The organism is Streptomyces sp. NPDC005551 (genome assembly GCF_042871785.1).
Classification (GTDB): Bacteria; Actinomycetota; Actinomycetes; order Streptomycetales; family Streptomycetaceae; genus Streptomyces.
Genome location: NZ_JBIAJE010000001.1, coordinates 162,613 through 188,033, shown reverse-complemented (window position 1 = coordinate 188,033; position 25,421 = coordinate 162,613). Strand labels below are relative to the sequence as shown.

Annotated in this window: 20 protein-coding genes; 12 read left to right on the top strand and 8 right to left on the bottom strand. The window is 69.3% G+C overall.

Translation table 11 applies throughout. From position 1 onward, the window contains the following. Positions 1-51 precede the first annotated feature (51 nt). The 5 genes from rpmB to ACFYP4_RS00730 all read left to right on the top strand — a co-directional run bounded on the left by rpmB (position 52) and on the right by ACFYP4_RS00730 (position 8,941). Positions 52-288, top strand: coding sequence for a 50S ribosomal protein L28 (gene rpmB / locus ACFYP4_RS00750; RefSeq protein ID WP_358853074.1), 237 nt, complete (start codon positions 52-54; stop codon positions 286-288). Next, entirely contained in the window at positions 288-593 is a 306-nt protein-coding gene (gene rpsN, locus ACFYP4_RS00745; RefSeq protein WP_388781436.1) for a 30S ribosomal protein S14, read from the top strand. The genes rpmB and rpsN overlap by 1 nt, the downstream gene beginning before the upstream one ends. A gap of 123 nt (positions 594-716) precedes the next feature. Next, positions 717-887, top strand: a complete 171-nt coding sequence (gene rpmF / locus ACFYP4_RS00740) for a 50S ribosomal protein L32 (protein WP_388781433.1) — start codon at positions 717-719, stop codon at positions 885-887. Positions 888-1,322: 435 nt separating this feature from the next. Next, positions 1,323-7,301: a hypothetical protein gene (locus tag ACFYP4_RS00735; RefSeq protein WP_388781430.1), complete on the top strand. Its 5,979-nt coding sequence runs from the start codon at positions 1,323-1,325 to the stop codon at positions 7,299-7,301. Positions 7,302-7,450: 149 nt separating this feature from the next. Next, entirely contained in the window at positions 7,451-8,941 is a 1,491-nt protein-coding gene (locus ACFYP4_RS00730) for a hypothetical protein (protein ID WP_358853070.1), read from the top strand. Between the two features lie 20 nt (positions 8,942-8,961). Here the strand turns inward: ACFYP4_RS00730 and ACFYP4_RS00725 are convergent, their stop codons facing one another. Both ACFYP4_RS00725 and ACFYP4_RS00720 read right to left on the bottom strand, forming a co-directional pair. Continuing rightward, the gene (locus ACFYP4_RS00725; protein ID WP_358853069.1) at positions 8,962-10,200 is read right to left on the bottom strand and encodes a serine hydrolase domain-containing protein; all 1,239 of its coding nucleotides are present in this window, start codon (positions 10,198-10,200) and stop codon (positions 8,962-8,964) included. 71 nt (positions 10,201-10,271) lie between these two features. Further along, a complete protein-coding gene (locus ACFYP4_RS00720) occupies positions 10,272-11,168 on the bottom strand; it encodes an alpha/beta hydrolase (RefSeq protein ID WP_358853068.1) in 897 nt (298 codons plus the stop codon). A gap of 107 nt (positions 11,169-11,275) precedes the next feature. Between ACFYP4_RS00720 and ACFYP4_RS00715 the strand changes: the two genes are divergently transcribed. Next, entirely contained in the window at positions 11,276-12,310 is a 1,035-nt protein-coding gene (locus ACFYP4_RS00715) for a helix-turn-helix domain-containing protein (protein WP_358853067.1), read from the top strand. Between the two features lie 45 nt (positions 12,311-12,355). On the opposite strand, the gene ACFYP4_RS00710 is transcribed toward ACFYP4_RS00715, so the two are convergent. From ACFYP4_RS00710 to ACFYP4_RS00700, 3 genes are all read right to left on the bottom strand, one after another. Continuing rightward, on the bottom strand, positions 12,356-12,985 hold the full coding sequence (locus tag ACFYP4_RS00710; RefSeq protein ID WP_358853066.1) for a TetR/AcrR family transcriptional regulator: 630 nt from the start codon (positions 12,983-12,985) through the stop codon (positions 12,356-12,358). Positions 12,986-13,126: 141 nt separating this feature from the next. Then, positions 13,127-14,518 (bottom strand): amidase, encoded by a 1,392-nt coding sequence (locus ACFYP4_RS00705; protein ID WP_388781425.1) that lies wholly within the window; start codon positions 14,516-14,518, stop codon positions 13,127-13,129. Continuing rightward, positions 14,505-14,711, bottom strand: a complete 207-nt coding sequence (locus ACFYP4_RS00700; protein WP_358853064.1) for a hypothetical protein — start codon at positions 14,709-14,711, stop codon at positions 14,505-14,507. The genes ACFYP4_RS00705 and ACFYP4_RS00700 overlap by 14 nt, the downstream gene beginning before the upstream one ends. 213 nt (positions 14,712-14,924) lie before the next feature. On the opposite strand from ACFYP4_RS00700, the gene ACFYP4_RS00695 reads away from it, so the two are divergent. Both ACFYP4_RS00695 and ACFYP4_RS00690 read left to right on the top strand, forming a co-directional pair. Beyond that, on the top strand, positions 14,925-16,184 hold the full coding sequence (locus ACFYP4_RS00695; RefSeq protein ID WP_388781421.1) for an MFS transporter: 1,260 nt from the start codon (positions 14,925-14,927) through the stop codon (positions 16,182-16,184). Positions 16,185-16,195: 11 nt separating this feature from the next. Then, positions 16,196-17,131 (top strand): MBL fold metallo-hydrolase, encoded by a 936-nt coding sequence (locus ACFYP4_RS00690; protein WP_388781418.1) that lies wholly within the window; start codon positions 16,196-16,198, stop codon positions 17,129-17,131. A gap of 504 nt (positions 17,132-17,635) precedes the next feature. Here the strand turns inward: ACFYP4_RS00690 and ACFYP4_RS00685 are convergent. From ACFYP4_RS00685 to ACFYP4_RS00675, 3 genes are all read right to left on the bottom strand, one after another. After that, entirely contained in the window at positions 17,636-19,090 is a 1,455-nt protein-coding gene (locus ACFYP4_RS00685) for a hypothetical protein (RefSeq protein WP_388781415.1), read from the bottom strand. After that, positions 19,087-19,689, bottom strand: coding sequence for a hypothetical protein (locus tag ACFYP4_RS00680; protein WP_366730334.1), 603 nt, complete (start codon positions 19,687-19,689; stop codon positions 19,087-19,089). Before ACFYP4_RS00680 ends, ACFYP4_RS00685 begins: the two co-directional genes overlap by 4 nt. Before the next feature lie 220 nt (positions 19,690-19,909). After that, positions 19,910-20,362, bottom strand: a complete 453-nt coding sequence (locus tag ACFYP4_RS00675) for a hypothetical protein (protein WP_189596003.1) — start codon at positions 20,360-20,362, stop codon at positions 19,910-19,912. 78 nt (positions 20,363-20,440) lie between these two features. Here ACFYP4_RS00675 and ACFYP4_RS00670 point away from each other — a divergent pair, with 78 nt between their 5' ends. The 4 genes from ACFYP4_RS00670 to ACFYP4_RS00655 all read left to right on the top strand — a co-directional run bounded on the left by ACFYP4_RS00670 (position 20,441) and on the right by ACFYP4_RS00655 (position 25,367). Beyond that, the gene (locus ACFYP4_RS00670; RefSeq protein WP_388781411.1) at positions 20,441-21,565 is read left to right on the top strand and encodes a DUF4062 domain-containing protein; all 1,125 of its coding nucleotides are present in this window, start codon (positions 20,441-20,443) and stop codon (positions 21,563-21,565) included. Between the two features lie 390 nt (positions 21,566-21,955). After that, on the top strand, positions 21,956-23,263 hold the full coding sequence (locus ACFYP4_RS00665; protein ID WP_388781408.1) for a class I SAM-dependent DNA methyltransferase: 1,308 nt from the start codon (positions 21,956-21,958) through the stop codon (positions 23,261-23,263). Then, positions 23,260-24,429, top strand: coding sequence for a hypothetical protein (locus ACFYP4_RS00660; protein ID WP_388781405.1), 1,170 nt, complete (start codon positions 23,260-23,262; stop codon positions 24,427-24,429). The genes ACFYP4_RS00665 and ACFYP4_RS00660 overlap by 4 nt, the downstream gene beginning before the upstream one ends. Next, entirely contained in the window at positions 24,417-25,367 is a 951-nt protein-coding gene (locus ACFYP4_RS00655) for a hypothetical protein (RefSeq protein ID WP_388781402.1), read from the top strand. The genes ACFYP4_RS00660 and ACFYP4_RS00655 overlap by 13 nt, the downstream gene beginning before the upstream one ends. Positions 25,368-25,421 lie beyond the last annotated feature (54 nt).

The following is a 25,421-nucleotide window of genomic DNA, read 5'->3' as shown; positions in this document are numbered from 1 at the left end:
AACGGTTTTCATTCTCAATAGCCACTCACTCCAGAGAGGTACCGCTTCCCCATGTCGTCCCACTGCCAACTGACCGGTGCCAAGCCGGGATTCGGCAACTCCATCTCCCACTCCCACCGGCGCACCTCGCGCCGCTTCGACCCGAACATCCAGCACAAGCGCTACTGGCTGCCCAGCGAGGGCCGCCACGTCCGCCTGACCCTGAGCGCCAGGGCGATCAAGACGGTGGACACGATCGGCGTCGAGGCGACCGTGGCCCGGATCAGGGCGCGAGGGGGGAAGGTCTGATGGCGAAGAAGAGCAAGATCGCGCGGAACGCGCAGCGCATGGAGGTCGTCGAGCGGTACGCCTCCCGGCGAGCGGAGCTCAAGGAGATCATCCGGCGCTCATCGACGGCCCCGGAGGAACGCGCGGCCGCCCGGGCAGAGCTTTGCCGGCAGCCGCGGGACGCCAGCGCAACCCGCGTACGCAACCGCGACAGCATCGACGGACGACCCCGCGGCTATCTGCGCGCGTTCGGACTCTCCCGGGTGCGCATGCGACAGCAGGCACACGCGGGGTTCCTGCCGGGCGTCACCAAGTCCTCCTGGTGAGAACCCGGCCCTTCCGGCTGCGGGCGCCCGCAGTTGGGAGGGCGCCTCAATGAATCGATGACGGCACCCTTTCCCTCCACCGTCTCCCTCGCACACTCCCCGCACATCACTCAGGAGTTCACGATGGCAGTTCCGAAGCGGAAGATGTCCCGCAGCAACACCCGCCACCGCCGCGCCCAGTGGAAGGCGACCACGCCCCAGCTGGTTCCGCTCACGATCGACGGTTCCGTCCACCAGGTCCCCCAGCGCCTGGTGAAGGCGTACGAGCGTGGCCTCATCCACCCCGGGGGCTGAGCCCGTGACCTTCCGCTGACCCGGTCTGCCCGGTGAAAGACGGTGTGAGGCACAGACGACCCTGCGGTCCCGACCCTGACTGTCGTGCGTGGCGGCGCCGCAGGGCGTACGCGGCGGTGAGCGAGACACCCACACCGTGGGACGACCGGTCGCGACGGAGCCTGTTCGGCTGACCCGTTCCGGGTTACGTGGTGGACCGCGTCGAGGCAGTCAGCGAGAGCAACCGGGGAAGTGTGACATACGGGAGTCGTGGCGGCTCCAGGAGTTTCCATTCCGTGCTGACGAGTGCTCATCTGTCGGTGTTCTCTGGTAAGACTGCTGCACATCACACTTCTCGGTACGAGGCCCGGCCGGAGTGACCCACGGGGGGTGGGTCCATAGGCCTGTTGGCTGCTGGCCACGGACTGACGACCGGGGACGCAAGGGGGCTGGGCGATGCATTCCGTTTTTGAGTTCCGGCAGTGGCTGCTGGGGAGGCCGCAGTTGGTGTCGCGGATCATGCGCCACATCGAGAAGGCTCACAGTCCGGTACTCCTGAACTACCCCGGTGCACCCGCCCCCGCCGCTCGACGGCGACCGTCGGGCGCACGGCTCTGGATCAGCCGGGCTCCGGAGGAAACCCTGCACGCGCTGGGCTATTGCGGCCTGCGTGTCGGCTGCTCGCAGCTCGTGGAGCTGGGCCAGGGGGATTTCCTCGAGGATCCGGATCTGGATCAGTTCGTCCGGATGCTCGAGATGCTGCCGCCTGAACTGGCGCAACTGGTCCTGTACGGGTTGGGGTTCGCGAGGCACTTGCCGACTCACCGGTTCACTGAGAGCCATGGCGAGGAACTCCGGAGAGCGGTGGACGTCGAGGGAGAACCGGAGGCGGCCGACATCTGGGAGCGCCCCTCTTGCGCCCCAGCGATGTGGGGTCATGAGAGGGAGGGTGGAGCGGCGGTCGTCGAGGACGCCGACTCCACGGTGAAGGCCCAGGCGCCGACTGTGCCGACCCCCGACATCCTGTCGCTGCGGACCACCGGGCTTCGCGAGGGAGCCGCTGAACTCGCGAACCGGCTGGAGGAGTTCGCCGCTGCGATCAGGGACGGACGGCAGCCCGCCGGACACGGGGCTTTGCTGAGCGCCATGACGTCCTGGATGGGGGAACGGCAGTCCCTCGCCGAGGCTTTCGCGGAGGTGGTGCCCGCGGCAGCCGAAGGCGCGGAGCCCGCCGACCCCTGGGGTCCGGATGCCGGCTGGGTCGAGGCCGCGGCACTGACCGAGCGGCTTCGCGAGGAAGAACGGGAACGGGGCCGGATCGCTGAGGAGATCGCCAAGGTCGAGCAGGCGCACGATGAGGCGGTGGGGTTGCTTGAGCAGGCCGTCAGTGACCTGATGCGGCAGACCCTCGTCGACCAGGTCGCAGAGTTCGAGCGGCAGCTCCGCGAGCTCCGTAACGAACTGGTGGCCGACACTGCGGCGTCCGAGGCGAAGAGCGACTCCGCGGCGAGCGCCGGTACGGACGGTCTCCCTCCGGGCGGAGGGAGCTGCGAAGAGGGCTCCGGCCCGGCCCCTCAGGACGACCTCCCCGGCCCGGAAGGCGAAATCACTCCGCACGGCGCGGAGGACGGGGTTCGCGGACAAGGCGACACGCCTGCGTCTCAGGACGAGGGGACCGGGGACTCGCTCAGCAGCGGGAACACCCCGAAACCGGTCGCGGCAGGGACGACGGCGGTCGTCCTCCCCGGCCCTGAGACCGAAGCCGTCGACCAACCCGAGGCGGTGGCGGCCCAGGACACCGGCGCCGCCCAAGTCCGGTGGGAGGCCACCTCCCCGGGCCGCGGCGAACACCACGACGACGAGGCCCGGACCGGTGGAAAACAGAGTGAGGCCACTGTCCCCACCGCCCCCCGCCCCCATGCGCCGTCCCGCACCGAGCCCGAGCCCGAGCTCGAGCCCGACGCCGACGCCGACGCCGACGCCGACGCCGACGCCGACGCCGACGAAGCGAACCCCACCTCGGCCGACGGCTGGGCCGGAGCCGAAGCCACCGTGGAAGCCCTGGTCGCCGAGGGCCGACTCGCCGAGGCGTACTGGGTGAGCCGTGCCGCCAACGTGTCCGAACACCGCACGCTCGCCCTCGCCTTCGCGGACGCCGCGTTCCACGTCTCGCCCGCCTCAGCCTCCGACCTGCAGGTGAAGGCCGAGGAACTCCTGGACGCCGCCACGCGAAGCCGTCCCCTGGAGGACGACCGCGACGCCCAGTTCCTGGTACTGACGGCAGCCGTACGCAGCGGTATCTCGGCCCACTGGGCGAGCAGCGCCCTCACCGGCGACCACACGTCCGTCCCCGGTCTTCCGGACCCGTGGGCAAGGGCTCTCGACGGCCTGGTGCTCGCCGTCCGCAAGGGCGCGGAGATCACGCCGGGGGGTCTGCGCACCGGCGTCGCGGCCACAGAGGCCAACCGGTTCGAGAAGATCGCCGACCAGGCCCGCCAGCTCGCGGTCGACCTGCCTAAGCGGAAGATCCGCTACCAGCGGGCCACGGTCGTCCTGCAGACGCTGGCCGGGCCCGAAGGGGTACTCGGCGCGACCCTGCACGCCATTGAGGAGTGGGCCAGTAGGGGCGGCAAGTCCGGCGCACAGAAGCTGTCCGGGCTGATGGAGGAGCACTTCCAACGCATCGATGCCGCGGACCGCCTGATCGACGACACCGACCGGGTCAAGCGCACCACCAAGCAGGCCAGGAACGACATCCACTCCGGCGCCCGCCTTCAGCTCCGCACGCACATCAAGAGCGTCCAGGACCTCCTGAAGGCGGCCCTGCGCGCCGCCGAGGCGCCGGCGACTTCGGGCAGCGGCGCCATCGGCCCCGAGCTGCTGGCGGCGCTCGACGCCGCCAGGGAGGCAGGGCGGCCCCCGGGTGTGGGCGGCGCGCTGTTCGACCTGCTGGTGCGATGGCTCGACCGTTCCTACACGCCCGGGCCCAGGAACGAGGACCTCCTGTTCCCACCGCCGGCGGACGCGCTGCTGATGCTGCCGGGCCTGTCCTGGCGCTTGGAGAACGGCAGGTACCTGCCCGACGTCGCCGCCCCGGAGGCGTTCCCCGTGCTCGCAGAGATGCTGAGCCCGCATGACCCGGCCCGCGCCCTCGCCTGGCACCGCGCCCACGGTGACCTGCACCTCGTCGAACGTCTGCTGAACAGGATCTCCCGGGGCGAGGTGCCCGGCGCCGAGCTCACGGCAGTCCAGCTCGCCGAGCAGCGGCAGGCGCTCTCCGATGCGGCCGGCCAGTGGAAGGACCGATGCGCCAAGGAGCACCGCAGCGCCCAACTGGCGCTGGCCCGGGTCCGCGCGCAGAACCTGCTGTCTCACGAGGTGGAGCGCGAGTTCACCGGCCGTCTGCTGGACTTGGAGGGCGAGGGCCACGGCGGGAGCTTCGGGGAGCGCCTGCGCGCCGTCGAGCAGGTCGCCGAGGATCTGCGCCTCCTGGAGCAGGAGCGCAGCGACGACCTGCGTGGCCAGCTCGGGCGGGTGCAGCTGACGGAGCAGGACGCAAACCGGATCCGCGATCTCCTGGACCGCGGTGAGACGGTGGCGGCGGAGGAGCTCCTGACGTTCGCCCGTCGGGGCCAGCCCTTGCCGGAGCCGGCCGAGCCGGCCGGAGAAGTTCTCTCCCGCTTCCTGGCGGGTGTGGCCCACCCGGACGCGCCCAGGCCCGATTCGTCCGGCGGCAGCGCCCGTTGGTGGGCGGACCACTACGCCTCGGGCGAGGCGCTGGTGCAGAACGCCGTCTCCGGCCTCGACGCCTGGGACCGGCTGGGGCAGTCGAGGGACGCCCGGAAGGTCGGCAAGGCGGTGGTCAGCGTGCTACGGCTGCTCGGCCTGAACGCCTCCCAGCCCAATGTGGAAGAGGCCAGATGGGGCGTCACCCGGCTGAGCGTGCGGGCCGACATCACGGAGAGCACGCCCGGTTACGTCGCCGCCCTCGGTTCGTATGCCCGCCGCATGTACAAGGTCGTGGTCATCACCGACGAGCTGCGGGGTGAGGGCCCGCTGCGCCATCTGCCGGCATCGGCGATCGAAGCCAACATCATCCTGTACACGCAGCCGCTGGGTGTCGAAGGCCGTCGCAGCCTCGCGCAGGAGTCGCGAGGCCGGAGCCACCAAGCGATGGTCATAGACCCGGCCGTGGTCGGCTGGGTCGCCGCGCACGCGCCACGCTCATTCCGCGCCGTCCAGCAAGTCACCCTGCCGTGGACGGGCTACACCCCGTACACCCCGCATGTCGCGGGTCTGGTGCCGCCCGAGGTGTTCAAGGGCCGCACTGACGAGATGCGGGCCGTCCTCGACCCGCAGGGGCCGATCTTCCTCTTCGGGGGACGCCAGCTCGGCAAGTCGTCCCTGCTCAGGCAGGCCGTGGAGGTGTTCCAGCAAGACGACCAGGAGAACCGGGTAGCCGTGTACGTCGACCTGATGAAGGCCGATATCGGGCACGCGGAACCACCGGAGGGCATCTGGCGGATGCTGCTGGCCGAGTTGAAGAGGCGCGGCGTGATCAGTGAGAGCGTCGCCGACCGTGCTCCGGGCAATGTGATCGCCAATGAGGTCCAGCAGTGGATCGAGGAGCGGCCCGAGCGCCGTCTGCTGCTGCTCGCCGACGAGGCCGACGCCTTTCTCACGGCGGACGCCCAAGCCGTCTACACCGGCGGTGGCCAGTCCACGTTCCCCACGGTGAAGCGTCTGCAGCGGCTGATGGAGGACACCGGGCGCGACTTCAAGGTGGTGTTCGCCGGTCTCCACCAGGTCCAGCGCTTCAACCGGCTGATCAACGTGGTCACCGCGCACGGCGGCCGCGACGTACCGGTCGGCCCGCTGAAACCGCAGGACGCGGTCGAGTTGGTGGAGGAGCCCATGGCGGCGGTGGGTCTCACCTTCGAGACCCGCGACCTCGTCTGGCACATCCTCGGCCTGACCAATTACCAGGCCAACCTGCTGCAGATCTTCTGCGACCGCCTGGTCGCCTACATGCAGCAGCGCTCCATGCCCGCCCAAGGCCGACACTCTCCGATCACCTGGGAGGACGTCCAGCAAGTGGCCGGCATGGAGGAGGTCCGCGGGCTGATCGCGGAGCGCCTTCGCTACACGATCAACCTGGAGGACCGCTACCGCGTTCTCGCCCTGCTCATTGCCCTGCGCAGCTTGGAGCAGGGCCACGGGCACGGGTACCGGCCCGCCGAACTCCTCGAACGCGCCCACGAGCGCTGGCCGGACGGCTTCCCACTCAACTCCGAGCGGCAGCTGACCATCTACCTCGAGGAGATGGTCAACCTCGGCCTGCTGATCCGGCTTCCCGGGGATGAGCGTGTCTACGCCATGCGCAGCCCCAATGTGGTGAACATGCTCGGCACCCAGGCCGAGCTGGAGAACGAGCTGCGCGACACCCAGTTCGACCTGCCCTACGACTACAACCCGAGCGTCGCCCGCCGCTCTCTCGGTACCGACCGGCGGACCCGGGTGCAGCGGATGAGCCCACTGACCGACGGGCAGCTGAGCGACATCCTCACCCACCCGACCCGCACCACCCTGGTGCCCTGCACCCCGGCGCTCAGCGCCGACCTGGTGGAGCGCGGCATCCAGCTCCACATCGACGGCCACGGCCTGACCGTCGTGCACATCGGACCGGACGACGACCTGACCGAGTTCATCACGGCCAACTCCCGCCGCAAGAGCGGCTCCCGGCTGCTCTTCGTCGACCTCAGAGGCCAGGACACGGCCCGGCTGCAGGAGGCCACGGACCGGCTTCTGGACCACACCCGGATCACCCAGCCTCGCTCCGACAGCTCGTCGTCCGTGCCCCGCCGTTACGCCGCCGTCCTGTGCGACCCGGACACCGCCACGGGCGTGGTGTCGGCCGCCGGACTGGTGCGCCCCGAGCGGTGGACGGTGGACAGCGTGCGTGCATGGTCCGAGTCGCCCTTCGGCTCCCCGCGTGAGCGGCGCAGCCTGATCGAGGTGACCGGCGGCTGGCCGATGCTGGTGGAACTGGCCATGCACAAGGTCCGTTCCGGCATGCGTCAGCAGGAGGTCTTCGACGAGCTGCGCGCCGAGATGACCGTACCGAAGCGTGCCAGGGCCCACCTGGAACTGGCGGGCCTGAGCTCCGACGACGTCGGCCGACTCGCCGCCTGGGCGCAGTTCTACACCGAGGAGGAGCACCGCGCCGGGGTCGCCGTCGCCGCCGCGGGCGACCTTCAGGCTGCCTTCCACGAGGCGCGTCTGTACGACGAGAGCGACGCCGAGGGCGCGCTGCCCGCCGTGGAGCGGCTCCTGGCACGCCTCGACCTCCTCGGCGTCCTCGATGTCATCGACAAGGGCGAGACCCTGGACCCGGTCACCTTCCGGTCGGTCAAGGCGATCGGCGACGACCTGTGACTGCCGGCCTGCGGGACGGAAACGAGCCGGGCGGGGCGCGTGGCCTGCGGGGGGCACAGGCGCAGGAGAGCAGTACCGCTGTCCCGGTCCCGCCGGCTTCCGGGCGCGACCTGGTGCGTCTTCCCGGCCCGCGTCGCCACCTGGACCGGTTGGAGAGGGACCTGAGATCCGGCCGCAGCTGCGTCTGGTACTTCCCGGACCCGATGGTCGACTCCGGCCGGGCGGAACTGTTCCTGAGGGAGCTGTACACCCGGTTCGAGGAACCCATACCGGTGCCGGGCGCGATCACCTTGCTCGCCGACCGCCCCGGCGACCGGGGAAGCGCCGTCGTCATCCCGCCCCAGCGCGGCACCGCGCCCACACCGGAGGCCGCGTCCGGCGGGGCGGGCGACCACTTCACGCTCTGGCACGATGACGACGGTTTCGACGCCCAGGACCCCTACGGAGCGATGCTGGGCTCGCTCGTCGCCGCCCCGGCCGGCCCTCCACTGCCCTCCGGCCACCACGGCCCGGCCCCAGGCGGGGCAGCGCTCACCTCAATGTCGCTCGGCGAGCGCTTGGCCAAGGAACTTGGTGTCACCGGTGACCCGTTGAGCGAGCTGATCAGGCGGGCGGACCGGCTCCGGCACGATGGTCCCGGCGACGACGGTCCGGAGCACGACGCCCTACCAAGCGCGCCGCCGCTGATCGTGGTACGCGGCTGGGACGAGGACTCCCCCGAGGAGACGGGCCGACTGCTCCGCACCGCCCATGCCACTTTCCGAGACGAGGGTCTCGACGCGGGACACCGCCCCCGCTTCCTCATCGCCGCCCGCACGGGCGACCTGCCCAGCAGGGCCTTCGGCGTCGGCCCGAGCCACGACCACGTCACCCTGCACTGGTGGTGGCGGGTTTGGACCCGCCTCGACAGTGAGGTTCTGCTCGCCTGGCGGCCCCGTCCGAACGCGGGGGCCGCCGAGGCACTGCTCCACCGGGTGACCGACGCTGTCGTCGCCGAGGTCTGCGGCCCCGACATCGACAGTGCACTCGCCCTCCGGGAAACCTGGAAGGGCGGCGACCTGGACTCCCTGCGCCGCGCCCTGGCCGGCATCCTCCCCGGCGAGGCGGCGGTCTTGGACCGGACCTGGCCCCGCCGCATGTCCACCGCCCACGCCTCCGCCCCTTCCGCGGAACTACGTGACGCCTGGTCGACCGGCACCGTCGACAGCTGGGACGGCCATGTCCGTCCTGTCCTCGGTCACCACCTTCTCGACCCCGATTCCACGGAGCTGCGCACCCTCGTCTGCCACGCCCAGAACCGCGTCCTGCTGCCCCTGGTGAACGAGGCCCGCACCGCCTTCATCGATCTGGTGCCCGACCTCCTGCGCAAGGAGATCAGCCTCGACTACTTCCGCGAGCAGGCCCGCTCCCAGTACCAGGTCAAGAAGCAGCTCCCCGCCGCCCCTCTGGTCGAGCTGGAGGTGGCCGACCTCCAGCGCGCCTCCCGCCTCCTCACCCTCACCACCGAGCAGCGGCGCCGCCTGGACATCCTCTGCGACGCCCGCAATCTCCTCTCCCATCTCCAGCCACTGGCCCATCGACAGCTCATGGAGGTGGCTCAGTCGCTCATCAGGGACTGGGTGGCGGACGACGTGGAGTGAGGGGATCCCCGGGCGGACGGTCAGGCCGCGCGGGCCTGACCGTCGCCGCACATCGACTCCCCGTACAGCGTCTTCAGCGCTTCGTCGATGGGATGGTGCTGCGGCTCCCCCGAGGAGTCCGGCGTGTTCCACCTCTGGAGGTTGACCGCGACCGACATCTGGCGTTTGCCGTCGGCCCGGGTCAGGGAGATCGTTCCGGCCCCCCAGACGGTGCCGTCGTGGCCCCAGAAGGTGCCGCAGTCCGGGATGTCGACCTTGTGCAGACCGAGGCCGTACTGGATCGTCGATCCGTCCAGGGCGATGACCGGGACCGTGCGCTGCATCTCCGCCAGCGACGACCGGTTGACTATCTTGCCGTCGAGCAGCTTGCCGAAGAAGCGGTTGAGATCGTCCGTGGTCGACACCAGGGCGGCCCCCGTCCCCGTCCAGGACATGTTGTAGACGCTGTAGTCGCGCGGCGGGTCGAGCAGTCCCCACAGGGCCTCGTACATCCGTGAGTGCGGCCCCTGGATCCGCGTCCCGGTCGGGAACCCGGTGTGCCGGAGGCCGGCGCGCTCGATGACGTTCCGGGTGATGTACTCCTCGGCCGGGGTACCGGTCACGTGCTCCAGGAGCTGGCCGAGGAGCAGGTAGTTGGTGTTGGAGTACACCCCTGTGGGGCCTCCGGGCTCGCCGGTGGGAGGCGCGTTGAGCCCCAGCTCGATCAGCTCGGCCGGGCGGAACTGCCTGAACCGGTTGTCGTCCAGGCTCTCGGGCGAGCCGGTCTGGAGGGACGGGAACGCGTATCGGATGTAATCGGGGATGCCGCTGGTGTTGTTGAGCAGCATCCGCACCGTGATCTTCCGGCCGCGCTCTCCCGGCACCAGCTGCGGCAGGTAGTCACCGATCGGCGCATCGAGCCGGATCCGGCCCTGCTCGACCTGCTGCATGACCGCGGCGGCGGTGAAGGTCTTGGTGATGCTCCCGACGCGCTGCCGCATGCCGGGCGTGACGGGACGGCCGGTCGTGACATCGGCGACCCCGGAAGCGCCGCGCCATGTCCGGCCGCCCTCGCGTACCTCGGCGTACACCCCCGGTATCCCGGCACGGTGGACACCGTCCAGGGCGGACTTCAGCTCCGCGGGACGGAAGGGGGACGACGGGCTCGTGCCGCCGGCCGCCACGGAATGTGCCTCGTCGGATGCGGGAGCCGCCGCCACCGTGCCCGCGCAGACGCTCAGCGCGGCCACACTTCCACACATCGCCAGTCGGATGTTCAAGACAGCCGTCCTCTCGTGATCAATGAGTGCAGGCGACGGGGACGCTCCCCGTGCCTCTCGACGTGTACGGATCAATGGGCCAGGGCGCGGCGCAGAGCGGCGCCGAGTTCGGCGTTCTGGCGCTGCGAGACCCCGGCGAACAGAAGAGCCTGCGATCCGTGGAAGGTGCCGGGCCACTGGTGGAGCTCGACCGACACGCCCGCCTCCATCAGGCGCAGCGCGTAGGCGATGCCCTCGTCGCGGTTCGGGCAGAACTCCGCGGTGGCGATGTAGGCCGGTGGCAGCCCGGACAGATCGGCGGCCCGCGCGGGGGCGGCGTACGGTGTGGCGGGCCGGGAGCCCAGGTAGTGCCGCCACGCCGCGGCGAGCTTGTCGCGGTCGAACCAGGGGGTGCAGGTGAAGTTCCGCGCCGACCACGTCTCCTGCCGGTCGTCCAGCCCCGGCTGGTTGAGCAGTTGGAAGCGGATCGACGGTCCCTGCTCGTCACGCGCCCGCAACGCCACCGCGGCCGCGAGGTTCGCTCCGGCGCTGTGCCCGCCGACCGCGATCCGCGCCGGGTCGATGCCGAGTTCGTCCGCGTGCTCGGCCGTCCAGGTCAGTGCGGCGTAGGCGTCGTCGAAGGCTGCCGGGAACGGGTCCTCGGGCGCCAGGCGATAGCCCACCGAGATCACCACCGCCCCGGAAAGGGACGCGATCCGGGCGGCCCACGGATGCTCGGTGTCCAGGTCGCCGAAGACTCCGCCGCCGCCGTGCAGCCATACGACGGCGCCCTGTGCCCGGTGCGGGCGGTAGACCCGGACCGCCACGTCCGGATCGGCGGACACCGTGCGGTCCTCGACCTCCATGTCCGAGGTGTCCGGTACCGGCGCCACAGCCGCACGCTCGGCGAACTCCTTGCGTGCGGTGACCGGATCGTTCATGTCGAGTTGCGGGAGAAACGGTATGAATGCTTCGAGTTCGGGATCCATGACGACCATCCTCACGGTCGTCAACCCGGGGAGTCACCCGCCATCCGTCGCGCGTCCCGCCCCGATCACGCACCGATCGGCGCACCCCCTCCTTCTATCCTTCTGCCATGGAGGCACTGGCCGTTCGGCTGTCGGGACTGGATCCGTACGTCGACGGGGCGATGCGCATCGTCGCGTTCTACGACACGCTGATGCGCCGACGGGTGGATCTCCCGGCGCTCGCCCGGGCCTCGGCGGGCCTGGCCGAGTGCGTGGCCGGGATACGGCTGCACGGCACGGGGCGGGCGACCCGCGTCTCGCCCGACGGCAGGCCGGCGTCCGCCCCGCCGGCCCCCGCGTCCACCACAGCGCCGATCACGCTCGACGAGGAGGAGATGGGCAGGGTGTGGCTGGAACGCCCCGGCCCGCCGAACCCGCTCGACGAAGTGCTCCTCGACAGGCTCGCCATCGCCGCCGCGGCCGTCGCCGAGCGGTACGGCCCGGCCCGCACCACCATGGCCGACCCCGCCCTCGCCGAACTGGCGATCAGCTCGGACGGCGACGACGCGGCCAGGGCCCGGGCCCTGCGGCTCCTGGGGTTCGCTGCCGAACTGCCCCTCCACGTCGTCGCCGTACGCTCGCAGCTGCAACTCGACAGGATCGGCGGCCTGATCTGCCCGGGCCGCCAGGTGAAGGCGGCGCCGCTCGCCGACGTCGGCGTCATCCTGGCCACCTCCGTGGACCCGGCGCGGTTCCCGGCAGGCGTACGCGCGGGCATCGGCGCCGCCGACAGCCCCGATAGGTCCTGGCGGGAGGCGCGCATCGCCCTTCGCTTCACGACCCCGCGCGAACCCGTCATCCGCCACGCCGACCTGGGCGCGCTGGCGCTCCTGGCCGAGGTGCCCCAGGAGACTGCGCGGGAGAACGCCGACGTGGCCGCCATCGCCCGCATCGCCGACAACCCGGAAGACCTGGAGACGCTGGACACCTACTGCGCCACCGGCTCCCTCCGCAGGGCCGCCGACCTGCTCCACCTGCACCACAGCAGCATCGCCCGCCGCCTCGAACAGATCGCGAAGACCCTGGACATCGAGCTCACCGAACCCACGGGACTGACACGGGCCAGGATCGCGCTCACCGCGTGGCGGCTCCTCGACCTCTGAGGTGGATCCGCCTCGCCACGGGACGCGGGGTCCCCGATATCCGGGTCATGCCCCGGAGGGCCGGCACGCGCGTCGAGGGGCGGCGGCCTGGGTGGGGCGAGCGCCGGCCTCGATCTGCAGGGCGTACACGGCGTTCGTCACGAGCTCGCGCGCGTATGCGGCGTCCAGTCGGCCAGGGCGGAAGAGGATGCGGTACATGATCGGCGCCACGACACGGTCGATCAGCAGTTCCGTCTCGGGCACCGGCTCCCCCCGCCGCACCGCACGGGCCAACACGGCGTCGATCTGCTCTGCGGCATACGCCGAACACCGACCGGCATTGGTGCCGTCGGGGTCGCCGACCAGGGCGTCCCGGATGTAGGCACGCCCGGTCGGCGAGGCCATCTCGTCGAGGAACTGTTCCGCCCACGCGTCGAGATCGGCCCGCAGGCTTCCGAGATCGGCCGGATCCGTTTCCGGGCGCAGTCGTTCGACGGCCACGTCGGACAGGAGTTCCTGCAGGTCGCCCCAACGACGGTAGATCGTGGAGGGGGTCACGCCCGCCCGAGTGGCCACCATCGGGACCGTGAGCGCGTCGCGGCCCACCTCCCCTACGAGTTCACGTACCGCCGCATGGACGGACTGCTGTACGCGTGCGCTGCGCCCGCCGGGCCGGGCCATGGGCTTGGGACTCATGCGATCCACCTTAATGCGAATTTGTCGCTTCTAGGCGGTGGCCTGCGTCGGCGACCCGCAGGGCCACGCATCCGGGCGCCCGAGCACGGCGGACGCCCTGCGGCGACGCAACCGCATGTCGGCTGGAACGTCCGCCCTCCCTCAGGCAGCGAGGGGAGCAAGCCGTCCCGCGCTGGCCACAGACTCCTCGTAGACCCGGCCCACCCGGAGCACCGTCGCGTCGTGGAAGGGGCGCGCCATCAGCTGCATACCGATCGGCAGTCCGGCGCGGTCGTGACCGACCGGCAGGGTGAGGGCCGGGACGCCGGTGATGTTGGCGGGGGCACAGAGGCGGACGTAGCTGTCCGACACGGCCTCGGTCGTGCCATCGGCCCACTCGACGGCGTCCTGCCCCGCCTCGGCGGCGGTCATCGGCACCGTCGGCGCGGCGAGGACGTCGATTCCGTCGAACATGCGAGCCCAGGCGTCTCGCATCATGGTGCGGGCCCGCTGGGCGCGGAGGTAGTCGCCCGCAGAGGTGAGTTCGCCGGCCTCCAGCAGGATGCGAACGTCGGCCGCGTACAGGTCGGGGGTGGCCCGCAGCGACCGCTCGTGGTACGCGGTGGCCTCGGGAACCATCAGCCCCCACTGAACGGCTTGGATGTAGCGCGCCATCGGGATCTCGACGTCGACGAGCTCCGCCCCCAGCTCCGCCAGCCGCTCGATCGCGCCGCGTACGGACTCCTCGACCTCGGGCGTGACCCGGTCGAAGTAGTGGTTCCGCGGTACGCCGACCCTCAGTCCTCGCAGGTCGCCTCCCGGGAAGCGGTCCAGCACGGGGCCGGACACGCTCGCGGGGTCGCGCGGGTCGTGGCCGGCGGTCGCCGACAGCACCAGCGCGACGTCCTGGACGGTGCGGGTGAGAGGGCCCACATGGTCCAGGGACCAGGACAGCGAGGTCACGCCTGTGCGTGGGACCAGGCCGTAGGTCGGCTTGAGGCCCACGACGCCGTTCAGGGCCGCGGGGACCCGGATGGAACCGCCCGTGTCCGTGCCCATGGCGAACGTCGCCCCGCCGGCGGCGACAGCCACCGCCGAGCCGCCGCTCGAGCCGCCCGCAACCCGGTTGTGGTCCCAGGCGTTGTTCGTCTGCGGAGTGGTCAGGCCGTAGGCGAACTCGTGCGTGTGCGTCTTGCCCAGGAGGACTGCCCCGGCGGCGCCGAGCCGTTCGGCCACCCGGCTGTCGCGTTCCGCCACGTGCCCTGCCCGGACGTGCGAACTCGCCGTGGTGGGCATCCCCTCTGCGTCGATCAGATCCTTGAGCGCCATGGGGATCCCGTGCAGCGGCCCGCGCGGTCCGCTTCCGGAGATCTCCCGTTCGGCGCGGACCGCTGCGGCCAGGGCCGCGTCGGCGGCGACGGTGACGTAGGCGCCCAGCCGTCCTTCGACGGCGGCGATGCGGGCGAGCACCGATTCGGTGAGTTCGACGGGGGACAGCTCCCGTGCGCGCACCGCACGGGAGGCCTCGGTCAGCGACAGCTCAAACGGTTGCATCGGCGCTCCCCTGTCCGGCTCGGTAGGAGGACGCGGGAGGGGTCTCGCCGAAATCGAGCTCGCGCAACGTGCCGATCACGGAGTGGATGTAGTTGGCCGTCATGGCCACTTCTTCATGTCGGCCGTCCCCGAGGGGGAGCCCCGCCCGCAGCGCCCCTCGGGCTGCCTCTTGGGGGGTGAGTTCGCTGGTCATGGCTTCCTTCCGGATCCGTGCGGCGCGACGGGCCGGGGCTTGTACAGGACCTCCGGCCACCACAAACGCGAATCATTTGCTTTAGTCGATCGTAGGACCTACGGTGCCTTAAAGCAAACGAATCGCTTTAGCACGGGAAGGACCCTCATGCAGAGCGTCCCCGCGGGCCTCACGCCTCCCCGCATCTCCCCATCCGGACGCCTACCGTTCGCATTGCACACCTCGATCCTCATCGCGCTGCTCGCCGCATCCAGCGCGCCGACCCCGCTGTACCCCCACTACCAGGCTCAGTGGCAGTTGTCGGCCCTCGACATCACGGTGGTCTTCAGCGCCTACGCCCTGGCACTCCTGATCGCACTGCTGACGAGCGGAACCCTTTCCGACCATGTCGGACGCCGCCCCGTGCTCCTGGGCGCGCTCGCGGTCCAGGTCGCCTCCATGGCCCTGTTCGCGACGGCCGACGGCCTGACCACCCTGATCGGCGCCCGCGTGCTGCAGGGCATTGCGACCGGCGCGGCGACCAGCGCAGCAGGTGCGGCTCTCCTCGACCTGGAAGACCCTGCCCGGCCGGGGCGCCCCGCTCTGGCCAACAGCATCGCGCCGGTGACGGGCATGGCGGCCGGCGTCCTGGCAGCCACCCTCATGGTGCGCTTCGCCCCCGTCCCGGCGATCACGGTGTACGCGGCCCTGATCGCCGTGTTCGCCGCGCAGGCCATCGCCCTGGTCTCGACGTCCGAGACCGTCCGCCGCCGTCCCGGAGCACTGCGCTCGATGCGGCCCCACCTGGCGCTGCCGTCGGTGGCCGCCCACGCTCTCCTGCTCAACGGCGCCGGCGTCGTCGCCGTCTGGGCACTCGGCGGCTTCTACTCGTCCCTGGGGCCGGGCTTCACACGGCTCATCTCCCCCGACGGACCCGAATACGCCGGCGGCCTGGTCTTCTTCACGCTGACGGCCGTCGCCGCCCCGACGGTGTACTTCACACGCAGGATGCGTGCCGACGTCTCCGCTCTTCTCGGGAGCTGCGCGGTGATTCCGGCGGCCGTCCTGACCCTGGGTGCCCTCTTTCTCGCCGACCCCGTACTTGTCTTCACCGGCGCGGCGCTGGCCGGGTTCGGCTTCGGAGCCGTCTCCCAGGGTGCGCTGCGCGCGGTCGTCGACTCGGTACCGGCCCGGGAGAAGGGCGGCACGCTCGCCTCCTATTACGTACTCAGCTACCTGGCGATGAGTCTGCCCGCCATCGGCGCCGGCGCCCTCACCGCCGGCTTCGGACTGCGTGCGGCAGCACTGGCCCACGCCGGCTGCGTGGCCGTACTGGCGACCGTCGCAGTCGCGACGCTGACCGCGCCGCTGCGCAGTCGGCGCCGGACACCGTCCGAGGACGCCCACTCCCGCCCGGCAACGAGCAACCACACATCCGTCTCACGGGACATCCCCGCTCCAGACATCTCCGTCCTCACGACCCACAACAGGTAAGGAAGGTCTTCGTGTTCACCTCATCGCAAACGACCAGGTCCACTACTCCCCCCGCCTCCTCCTGGACGGTGGGCAACCACACCGTACGACGCATCGACGAAGTGGCCCTGCCCGCCCAGACCGGTCCGTGGCTGCTGCCCGGGGCAACCCCCGACCTCGTGAGCCGGACCCCCTGGCTGAGCCCCGAATTCGCCGACGAACAAGGCGTCCCGCGCCTGGCGAGTCACAGCTTCGCCGTCGAGGTGGACGGCATGCGGTTGCTGGTGGACACCGGCATAGGAAACGGGAAGCGGCGCTCCAACCCCGCCTGGCACAACCTGAACAGCGACTACGAAGCACGGCTACGGGCGGCGGGCTTCGCGCCGGAGAGCGTTGACGTCGTGGTCCTGACCCACCTCCACGCCGACCACGTGGGGTGGAACACGCGTGCCGAGGGCGACGCCTGGGTGCCCACCTTCCCGAACGCGCGCTATCTCACCTCACGCACCGAGTGGGACTACTGGGCGGGTGTCGACATGGAGGAGGCGCGTCGGCAGATGTTCCGGGACTCGGTCCATCCCGTCCGGGAAGCAGGTCTGTTCGACCTCATCGATGTCGCGGACGAGGGCACGGACGTCGCGCCGGGCATCCGTCTGCTGCCCACCCCCGGCCACACACCGGGGCAGGTAGCGGTGGAACTGAGCAGCCGTGGCGAGACCGCGCTGGTCACCGGCGACAGCATCCACCACCCGGTCCAGATGGCGCATCCGGAGCTCTGCAGCTGTGTGGACGTCGCTCCCGAACTCGCGGCCAGGACCCGGAACCAGGTGCTCGGCTCACTGGCCGGTACGTCGACCCTCCTGCTTGGGAGCCACTTCCCGCCGCCGACCGCCGGACACGTGCGACGCGAGGACGGCGGGTACCGACTGGTCCCGGCTCCCTCAGGGGTCGCGCCCATCGGCAGCTGAAGCGGATCGGAGCACCCGGGACGTGCCGCGCACCGATTCGCACCGAGTCCGTGCGGGGTGACGTCCTGGGCGTCCGCGACCGGACGGCCCGGGAGCAGCTGGAGGGCAACCTGCCGGCCCCAGGTCAGGCGAGTTTGAACAAGCACTGCGTCACCCGGCCCGCTGTACGGAGGAAAACAGGTCGAGCAACCCACCTGGGCCACAAACCGCAGGTCAGGCGCCCTTTGCGATGGGCTTCAGGATCGCCACGCACTCCACGTGGTGGGTCATCGGAAAGATGTCGGCCTGGACGCAAGCGTTAAAACAGCAGGTCAGATAGGCTTTCGGATCCCGAATGAGGGCCAGCGGGCGCCCGGAGCGTCAAATGAGCGTCACGGCCGTACGTCGGATCGGCACGGACAATCTGGCGTGGCATGGCTACCCGCAGTACGGCAGCACCTCCCCCGGTACGGAGCCTCACGCGGTGGAGTCGTGTCGGTGCGCCCACTGTGGACCCGCCGCGCGTCAGTCGGCGGGGGGCTCTGTCCCCTGCATGTCGTGATCGATTCCAGCATGCAGGGTGCGGCCGCCCGACGGGATCACCTCGACGAGGCGTTCCTCCTCCGCGTGGGATAGGTCCGTGAAGAGTCGAATGGACGTGTTCACGAGCTCCAGTAGGGGGACACTGCCGCGGGGTGGTTTTACCGAGGCGGTCCGGGTGGAGAAGTTGTACCTCACCGGTACGCCACTTGGCGGCAGGGCTGCTTCGAGTGTCTTGACCAGGGTTCCAGGTCCGAGAGATTCACTGAGGTGGCGGAGACGGTCCCCATGCAAGGCACCCACCTCTCCTTCGTACGCCACCTTTCCGCCACCGTTGACCAGTGTGATGGCCTTGAGGCTCAGCCCTAGGAGCGGCAGACGATTGCCGACCTCGTCGAGGGCCGGCAGTTCGTACACCGCTCGTGCCGCCGACGATGTCAGGTGGTCGACCTTCTGTGCGAGCGTGAGAACGAAGCCGGGCGCGTCGAAGCTCAGGACTCCCTCGCCCGTAGTCCAGTGCAGGGGGGCTGCGCCACGGCGAGCGGCGACGGAGGAGGGGGCTACGCCGCATACCCGGGCGTTCCATGTGCTCAGCGCGGCGCGCATGAGGTGCTGGAGATTGTCGGTGGCGGTGATCCTTCCGTGCCGCAGCAGATCGGTCAGAGTGATCTCACGGGCGATACGGCTCCAGAAGTTGCCATCAGGGATCTCCTGGCCTTCGAGGAGGTAATCGAGCGACGACTCGTCCAGTTGCTGCGGATATTTGGGAGCGCGTTCGAGTGCGGCTACCGGTGCACCACTAGCGCGCCATAAGGTACCCAAGAAGGCCGTCAGGCGGCGCGCGATCGGTGGGGACAGCGTGTCCGAGGCAAAGGCAAGCGCGTCCTCAGTCCCCTCATGCTCACCGCGGCGGGCTGCCTGCGCGCCGGTCGTCATGGCACGGGCCAGCCGGGATACGGAGCGCTCGTCAAGGAGGCCCTGGCCGCCTTCAATGACGGTGTTCGCGATCAGACGCCTCAACGCGGCGTCGGCCGACTCGCCAGCGGTCAGCTCCGCGAAAGCCGCCAAGTCCAAGACCAGGGTGTGGTGGTCGATCGCGAGCGAATCCAGGGTGCGGGCGTCGAAGGACGGGCGGAGAGCGCCGAGCGCCAGAACAATGGGCCGGTCCTGGCGAGCAAGGCGCCTGATGTCGAACCCGAGCTCGTCCGCGTCCGTCGTGCTGCGCAGGTAGACGTATCGGTCGCTGAGGTCGTCGTCGTGCGGCCATCGCATGACCAGGTCCGGCATGTGGGTGTGGTTGTAGTATCCGGTGCTCCTGGTCCGGATCTGCGGATTGATCTGCCGAAGGTGCTGTTCGAGGAGTCGTTTGATTTCGGCGAACGAGCGGTATGGGTCGTCCGCCTCGAGTGCCTCGGCGATCGACGATGCGACGGCGTTCACCACTCCCCCTTTAGGGTCAGCTCGTGCGCCAGGATGGCCCGCCACTCGGTGAGGGGCAGCAAACCCTCCTGCTTCTTTGACAGGACGATGCGCCACACGCGCTCGGACACGCTCTGGACCGCGTTCGCGTCGATCCTCTTCCTGGCCTCGTCCTCGGAGACGTCACCGAAGATGCGTTGCCGGTGTTGGACGACAGCGGACTCGATCCTTTGCGGCTCGTGTAGTTGCGACCAACTGTTCACATTGAAGGGGGCCCAGGTGATCCACATGTAGTGATCACCGAAGAGGTACTTCTCCTGGTGCGCGACGTAGCACTTGGCGAGGAACTCGACGAAGTGAGTGCCCTGGTCCGCCGGCCCCTGATAGTGCTTGACCTCCGCGCAGAACTGGTCGCCATGGTACGGGGCGCCCCGCATCGACCCGCCCAGGTCGAAGGAGAAGGTCTGTCCGCCCTCCGGCCAGGCGAGTGTCAGTTTCCTCGCCCAGGCGTCCGAGTCCGTGTTCGCGAAGGCCCCACAGATCCGCATCGTGCCCTCGAGGTAGAGCTTGGCTCTCTTCGCTCCCGAGATTCCCTTTAAGTGGGCGTCCTCTCCTACCACGGTGAGAGTCTAAGCGCCGCGGAGGGGCGGCGGCTGATGGCCGTACTAGCGAGCGGTCCCTGATTCAGAGCAGGGGAGTGCTGTGCAGACATACTGGCGGTGCCGCGAAGGAGCGGAGCGGACCACAGGATCCAGGCAGGCAGGGCGACAGCCTCTGCTCAGGCGGCAATTGACCGCACCAGAGCGCCGCACATGTGTTGTGCTCCTTCTCCCTGAGTCGTCAGGCGACAATCACACAGACGAGAAGGAGGGAGAGCCCGTACAGGGCTATAGCGAGGTGCAGCCCTACCCACAGGCGGTGAAGCCGAATGCGGTGCAGCCGGGGAAACTCGCGGTAGTGCGCCGCGCGTGCTCGGGCGAGCCCTTCATCGGACCCCAGCACGCCCCGGTCCGCCAGGTCTCGGGTCAACGCCCGTGCCTGGGTGAGGTGGTAGGAGGCCCGCTCGTAGTACTTGGCCACCGCCACAGCCCCGTAGACTCCAGTCGTCGCGACGAAGAGGCACAAAGGCATGACGTTCAGCGTGAACTTCTGCTGGACGATCAGACCGCTCAGGGCTGCCGTGACGATGAGCAGGAGGTTCGTCAATGTGGAGCGCTGGGTCTCACACTGCCGCAGTTGCTCGCGGTGCTCCTTCCAATAGGCGCGTATCGCCTCTTCCGACGTCTCGGCCATCAAACCCCCAGTTGAATGCCGGCACCAGCCACCCGGTTCGCCTCACATCAGAACCCTCAGCAGTGGAGACACCGTAGCGTGAGGATCTTCATCAGCAGTGCCCGCAAGGGTCTGGAGGAGGAGCGTGACGCCCTTGACGGGCTGGTCCGCGCTCTCGGTCACACCCCGGTCCGGTTCGAGGACTTCTCAGCTCAGACCACGCCGAGCCGGGAAGCCTGCCTGAAAGCTCTGTCGACCGCCGACGCATGCCTCTTCCTCCTAGGCCCGAACTACGGCCACATGTTCCCCGAGACAGGGCAGTCAGCAACCCATGACGAGTGGGTAGCAGCCCAGCAAGCAGGTATGCCCCGCCTCGTCTATCGCAAGCTGGACGTGACCTTCGAGCCCAGCCAGCACGAGTTCGTACGCGTAGTGGAGGCGTACGCCACCGGCGTATTCCGCGACAGCTTCCGCACGGCCGCGGACCTGCTCCCTAAGGTCGCCGGGAAGATCCGGGAGCTGGAGTCGGGCCCGTCCCCCCTGGCCTTCGCCAAGCTGGCCCAGCCACCCGCCCTGCACTGGACTCTCGAGGAGGGTACAGGCGGCCTGCAGACCGCCGGCGTGACCACCCTTCTGGAACTGCACGTCCTACCACTGGACTCTGCTGGCTACTCGGCTAGGGAACTGGAGGCGCTCGGCCGCTCGCTGCCGGGCCGTGTGCGCCTCACCGGTATGGTCGAGGACGATGTCCCCCTCAGCTCTTCCCGATCGCAGGACCATATGGCAGTCTCCGTCCCGGCCAGCCGCCCCCGTTCGTGGGACACGCCCCGTCCGGGCCAGCTCGTAGAGGTCCGCCTGTACAAGACGGGCCAGCTCTCCACCCGGGCCCTGCTCCCCCAGGACAGTATGGGGCCGATCCTCGATCCCAATGCCCTGCCCAAGCAGATCGCCGAACTGCTCAAGTTCACCGGCTCGTTGAACATCGTCAGGCAGGACCGCATCGTGGTGGCTGCTGGCGTGTCGGAGCCCGCTATGACCAGCATCGATACCTTCGACCCACGTCAGTCACGGCGCAAAGCCAGTCTGGCTGGCTTCGGCAGGTCATTCGCCCTGCGTACCGAACCCGACGAGTCCGTCACCCTGGCGGCCCTGCAGGCCGGAGCCGAGGAAGTCGCCGAACATCTCACGCGGGCACTGATCGCGCACCACCCCTCCGCTGCCTGAGGCCGTTTCGACAGCAAGCGGGCACGGCCGCCGCCTGCTCTCGTTTGACGCTTGACAAGGTCCGAACCGGCTTGGCGATCGACGCCCTCTTCTGCCAGCGACTGAAGCGGACGGTCGACCTACTGAGCACACCACCCTGACCGGACCGTCCAGACGAGTTCCACCGCGTGAATCATGTACCGGACGGAAGGGTGCAGGTTGAACGCCAGTGTCACTTCGTATCTCCGGGGCCGCACGGGCCAATCGCGCCCCAGCCTCGACACCGGTGCTCGAGTCGAAGGCGCGGACCGGCCTCCGTACCGGTCGCGCCTCTGTTGGCAGGGCATGATCAGACGCGATAGCCTGCCGGGCTGCCTTGTTGCGGAAGGCAGCAGAAGGGAGGGGAGCCCCATGCCGAATCACAGGTCCGACATCGCTGAGGTTCGTGCCGCGATGCGTGCCGTCGGCTACACGATTCTGCAGGTCGAGCCGCGGCTTGAAAACTTGTCGAACCTTCGGCCGGATGTACTGGCGTGGGCGTCGAATGCCGACGGGGAACTCGTGCCGTGGGCGGTTGTCGAGTACAAGAACAAGAAGCTCCGGCAGCCCGAGCTCGTCCTTCCCTCCCTGGCGGGCAGCCGGGACCTGCTGGGTACGCTCGAGCACTACGCGGTGATCAATGGGCAGTGGTTCAAGGCCGACCGTGGTGTCCGTTCCTTGCAGCCGGTCGACGGCCCGACTCCGCCCGAGCACGGCTCCCAAGGCTTGGTCACCGACCGGTCGCTGGCTACCTCCCTCCTGGTGCAACGTCTGTGGTTCGAGGCGGACCGTCTCCGCAACTCCGGGGTCTCAGCCGACCGGTACTTTCCTTCCGGGGACGTCCTGACGTCTTCCCGAAATGGGAGGCCGGGTATCGAACTGCCCGACGGTGGGTTCGTGCCGGTTCGGGCAGACGTACTCTGGCGCGCGAAGCGGGACGCGTTGACCGAGTTCGCCTCTCGTGGCAGACACCGAGAGTTCAGCTCACCCCGAGTGGTTGCCTCCGCCGTTTCGGCGCTGGTTGAGAAGCATCTGGCTGGCACCGTCTTGGATCCGTTCTGCGGAACCGGATCGTTCCTCTGGACGGCCTTGGACCGTGCTGCGGAGCAAGGCGTCGCGGCGGAGTTCATCGGCTACGAGTTCGACGCACAGCTCGCCGAACTCGCGGCAGGGATCGGTCGGGACGCGCCGAGGCACGTGGTGATCGAGAAGGGCGACTCTTTCCAGAGGGACCTCGCGGATGCCGACGTCGTTGTCACGGCGCCGCCTGTCGGTCTCTCCCTGGCCGACCGCCACCCTCTCCTGGACGGATCGACCACGTCCGACGGCAATGTCGCAGCGCTGGACAAGTGTGTGCGGGCGCTGAAGCCCGGAGGACGCGCTGTCCTGCATATCGCTCACTCGTTCACCTTCGCGGACCGGTACGCGGCGTACAGGATGTTCCTGGCCGAGAACTTCCACGTAGCCGCTCTTATCGGGCTTCCGGCAGGAGCGATCACAGGCACCGGTGTCCGTTCCGTTCTCGTCGTCATCGACCGCACTGAGCCTGCGGAGACGCTGGTCGCCCATCTCGGTGAGGACTGGGAGACGCAACTCGGCCCGGAAGGTCCCGGGCTGAATGCCGTCCTGGAGTTCGTCGACGCAGAAGACGACCGGCCACGTACCGCAGGACGGTCATGAGCAGCTTCTTGACAGTTGATCTGCGGGGCGAGGCCGACTGGGATCCAGGACGCCTGGTTGGTTCCACCTTCGCCTGGCCGACAGCGGCGCCGGTGGTCCCATTGCGTGAACTCGTTACCAGTGTCCGGGCGGGGAGTGTCGCGACCGCTGGTTCCCCAGTCATCACGCCCGCCGGCCTGGTGGCGCGGACCGGGGCGATTCGGCGGCGGAGCACCAAGTACCAAGGCAAGGCATTCACCGTCGGAACGCGCGGGCTTCGGCGTGGTGATGTCCTGGTGCCGCCCTCGCCGTCCGGGCCGGCCGTTCTTGTCGACGACCGGCTGAACGGTGCGCTCCTCTCATCCCGGTTCACAGCCCTCCGGCCTCTCGATCCGGTGTTTTCCCGGTGGATCTGGGCCGTGTTGAACTCGCGGGCGGGACAGGCTCGTCGGGCGTCGCTGGCCACAGGTACCACTATGGCGTCCGTGAAGACGCCGGATCTGCTGGAGATGGGCGTGCCCCTGCCGCCCCTTGTGGAGGTCCAGCGGCTCGACAGAGTGCTGGCTTCGATCGAGGCGGGAACGCATCGCGAGGAGGAGCCGTCGGAGTCGACGTGGTGGGTCACGGCTGACCTTCGGCTCCGAGACGACTGGGGGATCATGCTCGCCACTCCTCGTCCCGAGCTCCTGGAGGACGGCGAACCGCTCGGTTCCTTCGTACGGGAGATGAAGCCGTCCCGCTCAACCCGCGGCTTCGAGGTGCCGACGGAACTGCCGGGCACGCTTCCGGTCGTGGACGTGAGTGTCCTGGGGGGCCGTCCGACCCGGCGATGGGCCGCGCCGCAGTCCACCACCGTCACCCTCATCGCCCCGGGCGACCTCCTGATCGCCCGCGTGGGCGAGTACTCGTACGCCACCGTCGCGCAACGCCCGGCCGTCGCGGATCCGGGCGTCTTCGTCCTCCGGCTGCATGACCAGTCACAAGGACCTGCGCTCGCGTACTTCCTGAACGGGCGCGAGGGGCAGACCAGGAGGCGCATGTTCTTGCGGGGCGTGACGGTTCCGTCCTTGCGGAGGACGGACATCGAGAGATTCCCGATCCCAGCAGAAGCCCTCGAGTTCGAAGGAGACGTCGAGCCGGACGTGGGGTTGGCGGACCAATTGGAGCAGGTCTTGTGGACCGCATGAGCTGCACGCTTTCGCCCCTCGTCTTCGCCGAGCTGTACCGGTTGCTTGCCGCGGACAAGCAGCGGTACGACGACCTCGAGGAGCGGCTGAGCGAGATTGGGTACGCCCCCGACTGGCTGAGTACCGCTGCCGACGCCTACGACGAGTACTGGGCGATGCAGCTGGAACTGGCCGGTGCGGAAGGCGTCGGGAACGTCTCGGTCGGGAGTGTCGAGCATGCCCTCCTGGCTACCTGGGTACTGGCCGGCCTTCGCAACACAGGCGACGACAACACGCTGAGTTCGGCTCTCAGGGCGAACGTCCATAGGCGTGCGGTCAGCGAGGTTCCCGATCTAAAGATGCCTCTGGCATCGGTCCTCAACCCGGTCATATACGGGTGGACTCTCGGTAAAGTCGTCAGCCTGAGTTCTACTGACGTACCAGTCGACCCCGTCGCTCCGGCAAGCCTGCCTGACGACGAAAACCTCGTCGCGGCGTACCTCGGGCTCGTCAACCACGTCCTCGCGCTGGAGGGCATGGCCGAGCCGTGGCCCGAGATGATGCAGACGTCCACTTACTGGCGCGGTTACGGGATCGCAGAGGCACTGAAACCGGGGGCCGGGGATGGCGGCCGAGCGCTCCTGGAACTGCTTGCGGAATCGCGGCCGTTGCTCTCACAGCCAGTCTTCTCCCAGCTCAACAACCACTTCACCCGCTTCGGGGGTCGCCGGAACGCCCTGTCACACGTCGCGGACGCTGCGCGTCGTCCAGAACGGTTCGTGGAAGTCGTCGAGGACACGCACGGCTGGGAGCACCTGCGGGTGACCCTCCGTGGCCTCACGCAGTTCGTCTGCCAGGAGGTCTCTCGCCTGTTGTACGAGGAAGACCCACCACCGGCTCTTCGGAACGATCCGTGGAGGTACCTCGTGCGGGAGATGCCTACGGAGTGGTGGGCTTAGAGGCGTGCTACGAGAGTACGGAAACTGAGTGCCCACGGCGTCAGAGAGCTGGGC

Excerpts from the sequence above, each read along its gene's own strand:
- ACFYP4_RS00710 (WP_358853066.1), bottom strand. The coding sequence starts at position 12,985 with ATGAGTCCCAAGCCCATGGCCCGGCCCGGCGGGCGCAGCGCACGCGTA.
- ACFYP4_RS00705 (WP_388781425.1), bottom strand. The coding sequence starts at position 14,518 with ATGCAACCGTTTGAGCTGTCGCTGACCGAGGCCTCCCGTGCGGTGCGC.
- ACFYP4_RS00675 (WP_189596003.1), bottom strand. The coding sequence starts at position 20,362 with ATGGCCGAGACGTCGGAAGAGGCGATACGCGCCTATTGGAAGGAGCAC.
- ACFYP4_RS00720 (WP_358853068.1), bottom strand. The coding sequence starts at position 11,168 with ATGGATCCCGAACTCGAAGCATTCATACCGTTTCTCCCGCAACTCGAC.
- ACFYP4_RS00715 (WP_358853067.1), top strand. The coding sequence starts at position 11,276 with ATGGAGGCACTGGCCGTTCGGCTGTCGGGACTGGATCCGTACGTCGAC.
- ACFYP4_RS00660 (WP_388781405.1), top strand. The coding sequence starts at position 23,260 with ATGAGCAGCTTCTTGACAGTTGATCTGCGGGGCGAGGCCGACTGGGAT.
- rpsN (WP_388781436.1), top strand. The coding sequence starts at position 288 with ATGGCGAAGAAGAGCAAGATCGCGCGGAACGCGCAGCGCATGGAGGTC.
- rpmB (WP_358853074.1), top strand. The coding sequence starts at position 52 with ATGTCGTCCCACTGCCAACTGACCGGTGCCAAGCCGGGATTCGGCAAC.
- ACFYP4_RS00665 (WP_388781408.1), top strand. The coding sequence starts at position 21,956 with ATGCCGAATCACAGGTCCGACATCGCTGAGGTTCGTGCCGCGATGCGT.
- ACFYP4_RS00735 (WP_388781430.1), top strand. The coding sequence starts at position 1,323 with ATGCATTCCGTTTTTGAGTTCCGGCAGTGGCTGCTGGGGAGGCCGCAG.
- ACFYP4_RS00700 (WP_358853064.1), bottom strand. The coding sequence starts at position 14,711 with ATGACCAGCGAACTCACCCCCCAAGAGGCAGCCCGAGGGGCGCTGCGG.
- rpmF (WP_388781433.1), top strand. The coding sequence starts at position 717 with ATGGCAGTTCCGAAGCGGAAGATGTCCCGCAGCAACACCCGCCACCGC.